Genomic DNA, 12,424 nt, shown 5'->3' with positions numbered 1-12,424 from the left:
ACATAGATCAGGGAGCCGTGCCTGCCCATAGGAGTCTCGATCTCCGGTACGGCCCGGCGCCGGGCATGCGAAAGGGCGGGCACCACCCGGCACCGGGGTGGACCCGCCCTTCCGACGAGGTGCTACTTGACCGTGACGGTGGCGCCGGCGCCCTCGAGGGCCGCCTTCGCCTTCTCGGCCTGCTCCTTGTTGACCTTGCCGTCGAAGACGGACTTGGGAGCGCCGTCGACGAGGTCCTTGGCCTCCTTGAGGCCCAGGCTCGTCAGAGCGCGGATCTCCTTGATGACCTGGATCTTCTTGTCGCCGGCGGCCTCGAGGACGACCTCGAACTCGTCCTGCTCCTCAACCTCTTCGGCGGGGGCGGCGGGGCCACCAGCGGCGGCGGCGACCGCGACCGGGGCGGCGGCCTTGACGTCGAAGGTCTCCTCGAAGAGCTTCACGAAGTCGGAGAGCTCAAGGAGGGTCATCTCCTTGAAGGTGTCGAGCAGCTCGTCAGTGCTGAGCTTCGCCATGATGGTGTTCCTCCAGTGGATCTAGCAAAACGTTGATAAGGGACCGCGGTAGCGCGCTTCCTCCGCCCGCCTGTGCGGGACCTACTCGCCGGCCTCATCGCGCTTGACGCGCAGAGCCTCGACGAGCCGAGCCATGTTGGTGGGCAGCGCGGCGAAGGTGGCGGCAGCCTGAGACTGCTTGGCCTTCAGCGCACCGGCCAGCTTCGCGAGAAGCACCTCACGGGACTCGAGGTCGGCAAGCTTGGTGATCTCGGCGGGGCTCATCGACTTGCCGTCGACGACACCACCCTTGATCACCAGGAGGGGGTTGGCCTTGGCGAAATCACGCAGACCCTTGGCCGCCTCCACCACGTCGCCCTTGACGAACGCGATGGCGGTCGGGCCCCGGAGCAGGTCGTCCAGGGCGGTGATCCCGGCGCCATTGGCCGCGATCTTGGTCAGCGTGTTCTTCGCCACGGCGAACTTCGCATGCCCACCGAGAGAAACGCGCAGCTCCTTGAGCTGGGCGACGGTGAGACCGCGGTATTCGGTGAGAACGGCGGCGCTGGAGCCTTCGAACTCGTTCTTGAGTTCAGCAACCGCACCGGTCTTGTCCGTCTTCGCCATGGGCCTCCTTCCAGGATGTGCCGCCGGCGAAGGGCCCCCATCAAACGAACAAGCCCCGGCGCAGGCGCACGGGGCTTGGAAGGACGATGACGTCCCAAGCTCTCTCCACACCTACGCGGGCCGTCCACTCATGTGGATCCTTCGGTCGCCGTGCTACGAAACAGCCCGGCGACGACCGGCGGTCTTTGGCAGGAGACAGAATACGTGTCAATCCCTAGGACGCCAAATCAGGCGCCCAGAGGCATGTTCGTCGGCAGCTCCCCGACCTGGCCGGCCGGCGGTGCCTTGATCGCGAGCTTCTCGTTGAACGACTTGAAGAGCATGGTCATGTCCATGGCGCCCGTCTGGGCCTGGCCGGTCTTCATCGCCATCTTGCGGGGAAGGCCGTCGCCGTCGATCCAGACGTCGAACTTCATGTCCTTCATCCCTGACATCTGGGTCTTGACCTGCTTCTGCGTCTCGGCGGGCAGCTGCTTCAGCGCCTCGGCCATCGGGTAGGTGCCGGCGTAATGCGTGGTGTCGACGCCGCCGACCTTCTCGTCGCCGACCACTTTGATGTCCTTGGATGCGGTCAGCATCTTGGTGTTGGTCTTCAGGTCCATCTGGCTGGCCTGGCCGAGAAGCTCGTCCAGGTTGAGGCCCGCCTGGGCGCCGGCCTTCTTGAGGTCGATCTTGATCCAGGGCTTGTTCCCGCCCATGAGCGCCTGGAGCATCTCCATCTTCATGTACGCGACGTCACCGTCGAGGATCATCCTCATGCCGCCAGGGGCGTTCTGGCCACCGAAACTGATCTTGTCGAACGAGGCGTCGATCGCGACCTTCGGAGCGGTCTGAGCACGCACGGTGCCCTCGATGGTTCCGGACTCGCCCTTGGGGCCGGAGATGTTCATGACGACGTCCGCGGCGTAAGAGGTGACCTTGTCGGTCTTCTGCGCCGTCTGCTGCAGGACCTCGGCCGCCGTGAGCTGGTGCTTTTCGAGTGACGGGGTGGCCGTGGTCGTGCCACATCCCGCTGCCGTGATCGCGACCGCCACTCCGGCGACCACCAGAAACCGGCGCATACCTACATTCCCTTCGTTTTCCCCCAACAGGTGCTCCCCGACCCTATGCGGCGGGGACCCGAGACGCGTGGGTAAGGGGAAAAACGCCACGAGATATACGCGATCCCTACACATTCCGAATGATGGATCTAGTCCGCGAAATACGAAAAAATATAAAAACCGTTCTCATACCGCTCGGAAATGTCGGGAAGAGCCCGCCCAGCCGGGAACGACGCGCGATGCCGTACCGGGCGAGAGCAGGTCACACGGCGAGGGACGGCCTGGCCGTACAGGGCAGCGCATCGGGAAAGACGACCATGTCGACGCATCCGGCGAGTGGTCGCCCCGAAAGGAAGAAACCCCTGCCCGGATGGGCAGGGGTTTCTCACGAAATCCGATTCCGGACCTGAGATCAGGCTCGGATCATGTCGTGGCTCAGGCCTCGACCTCGGTCATCCCACGCGTGACGTTCGGGTCGACCGGGATGCCGGGGCCCATGGACGTGGTGAAGGTGACCTTCTTGAGGTAGCGGCCCTTGGCGGCCGACGGCTTGAGACGCAGCACTTCATCGAGGGCGGCGGCGTAGTTCTCCACGAGCTGGCGCTCGTCGAACGACGACTTGCCGATGATGAAGTGCAGGTTCGAGTGCCGGTCGACCCGGAACTCGATCTTGCCGCCCTTGATGTCGGTGACGGCCTTGGTGACGTCGGGCGTCACGGTCCCGGTCTTCGGGTTCGGCATGAGACCACGCGGACCGAGCACGCGGCCCAGACGGCCGACCTTGCCCATCAGGTCGGGGGTCGCGACGACGGCGTCGAAGTCGAGCCGGCCCTTGGCCACCTCGTCGATCAGTTCGTCGGAGCCCACGATGTCGGCGCCCGCGGCGCGGGCCTCCTCGGCACGGTCACCGGTCGCGAAGACCAGGACCCGGGCGGTCTTGCCGGTGCCGTGCGGGAGGTTGACGGTGCCACGGACCATCTGGTCCGCCTTGCGCGGGTCGACACCCAGACGCAGGGCGACCTCGACGGTGGCGTCGAACTTGGTGGTGGCGGTCTGCTTGGCCAGCCGGACGCCGTCCAGCGGGTTGTACAGAGCGTCGCGGTCGATCTGTGCGGCCGCGTTCTTGTAGCTCTTGCTGCGCTTCACTTTCGGCTCCTCGTGGAGATCGTGGTGCGGGCCGCGCACGGGCCCTTCCACAGTGCTTGATCGCCCCGCCTTCGGCAGGGCGGGCTCCGGGCGCCTTAGAGGCGTCGCCTTCCCTCGTCACGCTTGGTCGCTTCGCTCCCGCGCGTTCCTCGGTCCAGGCACCGCCGCGCCCGTCGCGGCTTGGAACTAGTCGGCGATGGTGATGCCCATCGACCGGGCGGTGCCGGCGATGATCTTCTCGGCCGCCTCGATGTCGTTGGCGTTGAGGTCCTGCATCTTCGTCTCGGCGATCTGACGCAGCTGGTCCTTGGTGAGCTTGCCCACCTTGTCCTTGTGCGGGACCGCACTGCCCTTCTGCAGACCGGCGGCCTTCTTGATCAGCTCAGGCGCCGGGGGCGTCTTCGTGACGAAGGTGAAGCTGCGGTCTTCGAAGATGGTGATCTCGACGGGGATGATGTTGCCCCGCTGGGCCTCCGTCGCAGCGTTGTACTGCTTGACGAAGTCCATGATGTTGACGCCGTGCGGACCGAGCGCGGTACCGACCGGCGGCGCGGGCGTGGCCTGTCCAGCGGGAAGCTGGACCTTCACCAGGGCCGCGACTTTCTTCTTTGGAGGCATCTGTCCTTCTCCGGGTCCTTTGTCCTACAAAACCCTCACACCGCGACGAAAGCCGGTTCTGCGACCGGCTTTCCCTTTGCGCGTGTGAGGACGACTAACGAGTCTATGCGACGTGCTCAGATCTTCGAGACCTGGTTGAACGACAGCTCGACCGGGGTCTCGCGACCGAAGATCGAAACGAGCACCTTCAGCTTCTGCGACTCGGCGCTGATCTCGCTCACCGTCGCCGGCAGCGTCGCGAACGGACCGTCCATGACCGTGACGGACTCGCCGACCTCGAAGTCGACCGTCGCGGCCGCGGCCTTGGAGGTCGCCTTCTTGACTTCCTCGCTCGGCTCGGGCGCGAGCAGCTTGGCGACCTCGTCCAGGTTCAACGGGCTCGGCTTGTTCGACAGGCCCACGAAGCCGGTGACACCGGGCGTGTTGCGGACCGCGGCCCACGACTCGTCGGTCAGGTCCATGCGGACCAGCACGTAACCGGGAAGGACGCGCTCCTTGATCGGAGTCTTCTTTCCGCCCTTGAACTCGGTGATCGTGTGGGTCGGCACCTCGACCTGGAAGATGAAGTCCTCCATGTTGAGGGACCCGGTGCGGCTCTCGATGTTCTGCTTCACGCGGTTCTCGTAACCGGCGTAGGAGTGAATGACGTACCACTCGCCGTACTGGCCGCGGAGCTGGCGCTTGAACTCCTCGATCGGGTCGACGTCGGGCAGGATGTCGCCGTCTTCGTCGACCTCTGCCACGGCCTCGGTCGAGTCGGCTTCACCGTCAACACCGTCCGGGTCGACGACGGCGTCGTCGACCTCTTCCACGGCTTCTACGGCCTCGTCCGGCTCGGACTCCCATTCATCACGGGAGCCATCGACCGGCAGCGGAGACTCGGACACGGGACTCTTCCTTCTTCGATCGGTGAAATGACGTGCTGTCACGCCTCGGACAGGATCAGGATCCGCCGAAGACGGCCAGCACCACCTTCCCCAGCAAGGAGTCGATCCCGAACACGATCCCGACCATGATCACGACAAAGACGAGAACCACGGTCGTGTAGCTGATCAGATCGTTGCGCCGCGGCCAGATGACCTTGCGGAGCTCGGCGACGACCTGACGATAGAAAACAGCGGGAGAGGTGCGCTTGGCCTTCTTCTCACCGCTCGGCTTGCCTGGCTTTCCAGCGGTCTCGCCGCGGGTGTCGATCGCCACAGTCCTCACCTGATCCGTCGTGTCCATCGCATCTTGCGGCGCGCTTCAACGCCAATGGTGCGCGGACCGCACTCCGCAGGGCACGAGGGACTCGAACCCCCAACCGCCGGTTTTGGAGACCGGTGCGCTACCAATTGCGCTAGTGCCCTAAGCCGTGCACCACAATACCCGAGAAACGCTTGAGTTCAGCCGTACGTTCCTCGGTCATGGTCCACTAGACGGTGCAGTCTACGGGGGAAAGCCCCCTTCGTCGAACCACTATGGTCCACGCGGCTCAAAGGTATCGCGTGGAAGTGTCCGAATCCCGGATACGGAGGGGAAACCGCCGGGCGGGTCTGGAACGATGGTGGCCATGACCCGACCACGCATCTCCGCGCGTATCTCCGCGATCTCCGAGTCCGCGACGCTCGCCGTGGACGCCCGGGCCAAGGCCATGAAGGCCGCCGGCCGCCCGGTCATCGGCTTCGGCGCAGGCGAGCCCGACTTCCCGACCCCCGACTACATCGTCGAGGCGGCCGTCGAGGCGTCCAGGAACCCCCGGTTCCACAAGTACACGCCGGCCGGCGGGCTGCCCGAGCTCAAGCAGGCCATCGCGGACAAGACGCTGCGCGACAGCGGGTTCCAGGTCGACGCCTCGCAGGTCCTGGTCACCAACGGCGGCAAGCAGGCCGTCTACGAGGCGTTCGCCACGCTGCTCGACCCGGGCGACGAGGTCATCGTCATCGCCCCCTACTGGACGACGTACCCCGAGGCGATCAGGCTGGCCGGCGGCGTACAGGTCGACGTGGTGACCGACGAGACCACGGGTTACCTCGCCACCGTCGAGCAGCTCGAGGAGAAGCTGACCGACCGCACCAAGGTCCTGCTGTTCGTCTCGCCCTCCAACCCGACCGGCGCGGTGTACACCCCCGCGCAGGTCGAGGAGATCGGCCGCTGGGCGCTGGACAAGGGTCTGTGGGTCGTCACGGACGAGATCTACGAACACCTCGTGTACGGCGACGCCGTCTTCTCCAGCATCGCCACGGCCGTGCCGGAGCTTCGCGAGCGGGTCGTCGTGCTGAACGGCGTGGCCAAGACTTACGCGATGACCGGCTGGCGGGTGGGCTGGCTGATCGGGCCGTCCGATGTCGTCAAGGCCGCGACCAACCTGCAGTCGCACGCGACGTCGAACGTCGCGAACGTCTCGCAGGCCGCCGCTCTCGCCGCCGTCACGGGCGACCTGTCGGCCGTCGCGCAGATGCGTGAGGCGTTCGACCGCCGCCGCCAGACGATCGTCCGGATGCTCAACGAGATCCCCGGCGTCCTGTGCCCCGAGCCGCTGGGCGCGTTCTACGCCTACCCCTCGGTCAAGGCGCTGCTGGGCAAGGAGCTGCGCGGCAGGCGCCCGCAGACGTCGGCCGAGCTCGCCGAGCTCATCCTCGAGGAGGCCGAGGTCGCCCTCGTCCCCGGCGAGGCGTTCGGCACGCCCGGCTACTTCCGCCTGTCCTACGCGCTGGGCGACGACGACCTGGCCGAGGGTGTCAGCCGCGTCGCCAAGCTCCTCGGCGAGGCCCGCTGATCCGCACCGTCTGATCACAGCGTCTGATCGATATGAGAAAGGCCCGGGCGTGGCGCCCGGGCCTTTCCGCTGTCTACGCGACTGTCCGCGAGACCTGGGCCCATCCATGCGCGACCGCTGCCGGGCGCGGAGGCCCCGCCGACCGCCAATCGCGGTGCGGAGCAGGGCTGTCCTTCGCCCGGCCGGGTCGAAAGATCGCCTCGTCTTCCTCGGTCATGAGCTCCCCACTCGCTCGTCTGCAACGCGTGAGGCAGGCACGAGGTGGACAAGCGGATACGGCAGGATGTGGAGATGCCGCGCCCACTCGACAAGCTCCCCAAGGCTCACCTGCACCTGCACTTCACCGGCTCGATGCGGCATTCCACGCTCATCGAGCTCGCGCGCGAGCATGGCGTCCATCTGCCCGACGCCCTCGAGCAGGACTGGCCTCCTCAACTGCGGGCGACCGACGAGCGGGGCTGGTTCCGCTTCCAGCGGCTCTACGACATCGCCAGATCGGTCCTCAGACGGCCGGAGGACGTCTACCGGTTGTTGCGGGAGGCGGCGCAGGACGAGGCCAGAGAGGGCTCACGCTGGCTCGAGATCCAGGTCGACCCGTCCGGATACGCCCATCGGTTCGGCGGGCTGACCTCGACCCTGGAGCTCTTCCTCGACGCCGCCGACAGGGCGGCCGCGACCTCGGATCTCGGCATCGCGGTGATCGTGGCGGCCAACCGCACGCGCCATCCCCTCGACGCCCGCACCCTCGCGCGCCTGGCCTCGCAGTACACGGGGAAGGGCGTGGTGGGCTTCGGGTTGTCCAACGACGAGCGCCGCGGCCGCGCCAGGGATTTCGACGGCGCGTTCCGCATCGCCAAGCGGGCGGGGCTGCTGGCCGTACCGCACGGTGGTGAGCTCCTGGGGGCGGCCAGCGTCGCCGAATGCGTAGACGATCTCGAGGCGGATCGCGTCGGTCACGGCGTGCGCGCGGCGGAGTCGCCGCGCCTGATGGAACGGCTGGCCGACCGTCAGGTCGCCTGTGAGGTCTGCCCACTGTCGAACGTCGGCCTCGGCGTCGCCGAGCGACCGGAGGACGTGCCCGTGCGCCGGCTGTTCGACGCCGGAGTGCCGATCGCCCTGGGCGCCGACGACCCGCTGCTGTTCGGGGCGCGGCTGGTGCCGCAGTACGAGCTCGCCCGCGAGACCTACGGCTTCAGCGACGCGGAGCTCGCGGAGCTGGCACGGCAGTCGATCCGTTCGTCGGCCGCCCCTGAGCCGACGAAGAAGGAGCTCTCCGGCGAGATCGACGCGTGGCTCGCCGCACCGGCGGACTGACCCGCCCGAGCGGGCGGATCGCCCGGGAGGTCACGGGGTGGAGTCCGCGATTCGTATGGCCTCTTCCCTGTCCGCGCCCTCCAGGCGGAACCCGACGGAGCCGCGCTGCCAGATGAGCGTGGGTCCCGCGACCCGCTCCTCGCTGGGCGGGCCGCCTGTCTTGGGCAGATAGGAGACGCCGTGCGGCTGCTGGATCCACCATCCGCGAACGGCCGGGATCTGCTCGGGCCACGGCTCGCCGAGATCCTTGCGGTACACCACGTCCAGCGTCCCGTTGTACTCGTCCAGCCGGATGCCCGGCCACAGCAGCGTCACCACCCTGCCGCCGTCGGACACCCGGACGTCCGCCGGGTCGCCCAGCGCGGCGGGCACGGCGACGGGGAACTCGACCGCCTGCCGGGCCTCGTCGAGCGTGACCCGCCTCTCGGACGGCAGGGGGCTCGCGACGCCGGTCGGCAGCGGTCCGGGCTCGCCGACCCGGATCTCGACCCCGGCGAACCTGAGGACGGACACGACGGCGGCCCGGCCCTGGGGCGTGGCCCCGATCAGCACGGCGAGGAACACCGCCACGGCCGTGACGGCCTTGCGCGGCGACAGCCGTACCCGCGGGAACAGACCCGGCCGGCGTGAGCGGGCGCCCTGCTCTGACGGGGCCTCCAATCGAGCGCGTACGGCACGGGCGACGGCGTCGGGCGGCGGCTCGGGAGCGTGCAGCGTCTCGCCGAGCGCACGAAGGTCGGCCTCCAGCTCGTCGAAACGATCGTCCGAGCTGTCGCCTGGACGGTCAGGGGAGGAGCTCACGGCCCACCTCCTCTCGCAGGCGCCGAAGTCCGCGGAACGTCCGCGACTTCACCGTGCCCAGCCGTACTCCGAGGACCTCGGCGGTCTCCGCCTCGGACAGCTGTAAGAAATACCGGCAGACCACCGCCTCACGTTCCCGATCAGGCAGGTTGCGCACCGCCTCGAGGAGGCGGCCGCCGCCGTCGGCGGTGACCACGATCCCCTCCGGGGTCTGCGGCCCCTCCTGTTCCCGTTCCTGGCCGAGGCGGACCGTCAGGTCGGCCCGGCGGCCGCGGGACCGGGTGAGATTGTGGGTCTCGTTCGCGACGATGCGCAGCAGCCACGGCCGGAAGGCCGCCTCACGCCGGAAACTCCGCAGGTGGCGGAACGCCTTGACGAACGCCTCCTGGACGACGTCCTCGGCCTCGTCCCCCGCGCCGAGCAGGCCCGCCGTACGGTGTGCGGCCGCGCTGTAACGGGCGACCAGCACCTCGTAGGCGTCCAGGTCGCCGGCCAGCGCTCGGGTTACGGCCTCGTCGTCATCCATCGGATCAACGTTCGCGAAATGACGGTGAAGCCTAGTACGACGAATCGAACTATGGCTAATGGGAGGGCACTACACTTTCCAGAACTCCGTCAGACCGCGTAAACGAGGATCGAATGTCTGGGTACGACCGCGTAGTCCAACCCGCCGCCGGAGACGAGGCCCTGGAGAACCACCTGGGTGGGGATGAGGCCAAGAATTACCGGCAGTACGAGTTCGACATGGTCGCCCCCCATGTCGGACGGTCGATGCTGGAGATCGGCTCGGGCCTCGGCCACTTCGCCGAGCAGTTCCTCCCGAGGCTCGACCGGCTCGTCGTGAGCGACTTCGATCCCTACTGCGTCGAGCAGCTCGGAAAGCGATTCGAGGGCCGTGACGACATCTCCGTGCTGCAGTTCGGCCTGCCGACCGAGATTCCGCTGACCGACCCCGTGGACACCGTCGTCATGATGAACGTCCTCGAGCACATCGAGGAGGACGTCGAGGCGCTCAGGTCACTCGCCAAGGTCACCGCGCCCGGCGGCCGGATCATCATCTGGGTGCCCGGATACATGCAGCTGTACGGGGACTTCGACCGCAAGGTCGGCCACGTCCAGCGCTACACGCCCAAGACTCTCGGGGCCACGGTCGCCGGAGCGGGCCTCGAAGCCGAGGTGCTCAAGCCGATCAACTTCCTGGGCGGCATCGCCTGGTGGGCCGCCGTGCGCCGTGGCGGTGTGGGTTACCCGGACCCGCGGCTCGTCAAGATCTACGACCGGACCGTCGTGCCCGCCACGCGTTTCATCGAGCGCCTGATCCGGCCTCCGTTCGGCCAGACCGTCTTCTGCGTCGCCCGCGTCCCGCGGTAATCCGGCCTATACCAGAGTCGGCTACTCACTAGTAGTAACCAGGCGTAACGTCATAGTCATCGACCGCCTCTGGAGGCCGCGATGACCGATTACGCCAAGGCACGGGAAGTCGCCGAGCAGGCCCGTGAGAAGGAATGGGCCAGGCCGAGCTTCGGGAAGCAGCTTTTCCTCGGTGACTTCAGACTCGATCTCGTTCATCCGGCACCCCGGCTGAGCGAGCAGGAGACCGAGAAGGGCGAGGAATTCCTCCGCGCGCTGCGGAGCTTCCTTCAGGACAAGGTCGATCCGGCGCTCATCGAGCGGACCGCCGTCATACCGGACGAGGTGATCAAGGGCCTGGTCGCGCTCGGCACATTCGGGATGACGATCGACGAGGAGTACGGCGGGCTCGGGCTGAGCCACACCTACTACACGCGGGCGCTGCAGCTCACCGCGTCGTACTCCCCCGCGCTCAGCGCACTGCTGTCCGCGCACCAGTCCATCGGCGTGCCCCAGCCGGTGCGCCTGTTCGGGACGCCCGAGCAGAAGCGGCGGTTCCTGCCTCGATGCGCCCGCGGCGAGATCTCCGCGTTCCTGCTGACGGAACCCGACGTGGGCTCCGACCCGGCGCGGCTGGCCACGACCGCGGTGCGCGAGGGCGACACCTACGTCATCGACGGCGTCAAGTTGTGGACGACCAACGGCGTCGTGGCCGACCTGCTCGTCGTGATGGCCAGGACGGGTTCGAAGATCTCCGCATTCGTGGTCGAGGCCGACTCTCCGGGCATCACCGTGGAGCGCCGCAACTCCTTCATGGGCCTGCGCGGCATCGAGAACGGCGTCACGAGGTTCCACCAGGTCCGCGTGCCGGCCGACAATCTCATCGGCCGTGAGGGCCAGGGCCTGAAGATCGCCCTGACCACGCTGAACACCGGCCGCCTCTCACTCCCGGCCACGTGCGCCGGCACCGCGAAGTGGGCCACGAAGATCGCCAGGGAGTGGGCGTCGGAACGCGTGCAGTGGGGCCGCCCGATCGGCGAGCACGAGGCGGTCGCCCACAAGATCTCCTTCATCACGTGTACGGCTTACGCCCTCGAAGCGGTCGTCGAACTGGCTGGGAGGATGGCCGACGACGAGCGCAACGACATCCGCATCGAGGCCGCCCTGGCCAAGCTGTACGGCTCGGAGATGGCCTGGCGGGTCGCCGACGAGCTGGTGCAGATCCGGGGAGGGCGGGGGTACGAGACCGCCGAGTCGCTCCACGCCCGCGGCGAGCGCGGTGTCCCCGCCGAGCAGATGCTGCGTGACCTGCGGATCAACCGCATCTTCGAGGGCTCAACCGAGATCATGCACCTGCTCATCGCCCGGGAGGCCGTGGACGCGCACCTGTCGGTCGCGGGCGGGCTGATCGATCCGAAGGCCGACCTCCGGGCCAAGGGGCGGGCGGCCACCAAGGCGGGCGGCTTCTACGCCAAATGGCTGCCGAGCCTGCTCGCCGGGCCGGGACAGCTGCCGACGTCCTACTCCGAGTTCGGCGCGCTCGCCCACCATCTGCGGTACGTCGAGCGGACCAGCCGCAAGCTGGCGCGGGCCACCTTCTACGGCATGTCCCGCTGGCAGGGGAAGCTCGAGCACAAGCAGGGCTTCCTGTCCCGGATCGTCGACATCGGCGCCGAACTGTTCGCCATGACGGCGGTCTGCGTCCGCGCCCAGGAGGACGCCGCCCGCCTCGGCCGACGGCCGTACGAGATCGCGGACACCTTCTGCGACCAGGCGCGGCTGCGGGCCGAGGGCCTGTTCGCCCGACTGTGGGACAACTCCGACTCCCGGGACGTACGGCTGGCCAGGCTCGTCCTGGACGGGCGCTACACGTTCGTGGAGGACGGCATCCTCGACCCCTCGCTTGACGGCCCCTGGATCGCCCCGGCCACGCCGGGGCCCACCGAGGCCGAGGACGTCCACCGGCACGTCCGCTGACGTCCGGCACCAGATGACCGGGGTGGCCGCCTCATGGTCGCGGGGCGGCCCTGCCGTACGTCGAAAACCTGTTGGTGGGATCCGTCCGCCTTGTTACGGTCGGACCCATGTGGATTCTGTACCGCGACCGCTGATCAGCCCGAGTCGGCTGATCACGCGCGACTCAGCTCTCTGGCCCTGTCCTTCCTGACGCGGCAGCTGAGTGAACGGCACCTCGGTGCCGCGTTCTCGTCGTCCGAGGAGATCCCACATGCGAACCCGACCATCCGGCAAGCAGGACAAGAGCCTGCCCGGCATCCCTC

General features: G+C 67.7%; 13 protein-coding genes and 1 tRNA gene. 4 read left to right on the top strand and 10 right to left on the bottom strand.

All coding sequences use genetic code 11. The annotated features are described in order from the left end of the window. Positions 1–122 precede the first annotated feature (122 nt). The 8 genes from rplL to Psi02_RS17355 all read right to left on the bottom strand — a co-directional run bounded on the left by rplL (position 123) and on the right by Psi02_RS17355 (position 5,271). Positions 123–512, bottom strand: a complete 390-nt coding sequence (gene rplL / locus Psi02_RS17390) for a 50S ribosomal protein L7/L12 (protein WP_203975327.1) — start codon at positions 510–512, stop codon at positions 123–125. An 81-nt stretch (positions 513–593) separates the two neighbouring features. Further along, complete coding sequence (gene rplJ / locus Psi02_RS17385) at positions 594–1,118, bottom strand: 50S ribosomal protein L10 (RefSeq protein WP_203975325.1); 525 nt, start codon at positions 1,116–1,118, stop codon at positions 594–596. 227 nt (positions 1,119–1,345) lie between these two features. Next, positions 1,346–2,179 (bottom strand): SCO4651 family lipoprotein, encoded by an 834-nt coding sequence (locus tag Psi02_RS17380; protein ID WP_203975323.1) that lies wholly within the window; start codon positions 2,177–2,179, stop codon positions 1,346–1,348. 414 nt (positions 2,180–2,593) lie between these two features. After that, entirely contained in the window at positions 2,594–3,304 is a 711-nt protein-coding gene (gene rplA / locus Psi02_RS17375) for a 50S ribosomal protein L1 (RefSeq protein ID WP_203975322.1), read from the bottom strand. Positions 3,305–3,490: 186 nt separating this feature from the next. Then, positions 3,491–3,922, bottom strand: coding sequence for a 50S ribosomal protein L11 (gene rplK / locus Psi02_RS17370; protein ID WP_203953427.1), 432 nt, complete (start codon positions 3,920–3,922; stop codon positions 3,491–3,493). A 116-nt stretch (positions 3,923–4,038) separates the two neighbouring features. Beyond that, entirely contained in the window at positions 4,039–4,809 is a 771-nt protein-coding gene (nusG, locus tag Psi02_RS17365; protein WP_203975321.1) for a transcription termination/antitermination protein NusG, read from the bottom strand. A gap of 55 nt (positions 4,810–4,864) precedes the next feature. Continuing rightward, positions 4,865–5,122: a preprotein translocase subunit SecE gene (gene secE, locus Psi02_RS17360; RefSeq protein WP_239094956.1), complete on the bottom strand. Its 258-nt coding sequence runs from the start codon at positions 5,120–5,122 to the stop codon at positions 4,865–4,867. Between the two features lie 76 nt (positions 5,123–5,198). Next, a tRNA-Trp gene (locus Psi02_RS17355) sits at positions 5,199–5,271 on the bottom strand. 203 nt (positions 5,272–5,474) lie between these two features. Here Psi02_RS17355 and Psi02_RS17350 point away from each other — a divergent pair. Together Psi02_RS17350 and Psi02_RS17345 are read left to right on the top strand one after the other, a co-directional pair. Further along, the gene (locus Psi02_RS17350) at positions 5,475–6,680 is read left to right on the top strand and encodes a pyridoxal phosphate-dependent aminotransferase (RefSeq protein ID WP_203975319.1); all 1,206 of its coding nucleotides are present in this window, start codon (positions 5,475–5,477) and stop codon (positions 6,678–6,680) included. 291 nt (positions 6,681–6,971) lie between these two features. Beyond that, on the top strand, positions 6,972–7,994 hold the full coding sequence (locus Psi02_RS17345; protein ID WP_203975317.1) for an adenosine deaminase: 1,023 nt from the start codon (positions 6,972–6,974) through the stop codon (positions 7,992–7,994). A 30-nt stretch (positions 7,995–8,024) separates the two neighbouring features. On the opposite strand, the gene Psi02_RS17340 is transcribed toward Psi02_RS17345, so the two are convergent. Next, positions 8,025–8,795: a serine/threonine-protein kinase gene (locus Psi02_RS17340; protein WP_203975315.1), complete on the bottom strand. Its 771-nt coding sequence runs from the start codon at positions 8,793–8,795 to the stop codon at positions 8,025–8,027. Next, positions 8,779–9,321, bottom strand: coding sequence for an RNA polymerase sigma factor (locus Psi02_RS17335; protein ID WP_203975313.1), 543 nt, complete (start codon positions 9,319–9,321; stop codon positions 8,779–8,781). Before Psi02_RS17335 ends, Psi02_RS17340 begins: the two co-directional genes overlap by 17 nt. Positions 9,322–9,434: 113 nt before the next feature. On the opposite strand from Psi02_RS17335, the gene Psi02_RS17330 reads away from it, so the two are divergent. Both Psi02_RS17330 and Psi02_RS17325 read left to right on the top strand, forming a co-directional pair. Then, positions 9,435–10,166: a class I SAM-dependent methyltransferase gene (locus tag Psi02_RS17330; RefSeq protein WP_203975311.1), complete on the top strand. Its 732-nt coding sequence runs from the start codon at positions 9,435–9,437 to the stop codon at positions 10,164–10,166. An 81-nt stretch (positions 10,167–10,247) separates the two neighbouring features. Further along, entirely contained in the window at positions 10,248–12,122 is a 1,875-nt protein-coding gene (locus tag Psi02_RS17325) for an acyl-CoA dehydrogenase family protein (RefSeq protein WP_203975309.1), read from the top strand. The last annotated feature ends 302 nt before the right edge of the window (positions 12,123–12,424 follow it).

The sequence above is a fragment of the Planotetraspora silvatica genome, from assembly GCF_016863315.1.
GTDB lineage: Bacteria > Actinomycetota > Actinomycetes > Streptosporangiales > Streptosporangiaceae > Planotetraspora > Planotetraspora silvatica.
This window is presented reverse-complemented; position numbering and strand designations above follow the sequence as displayed.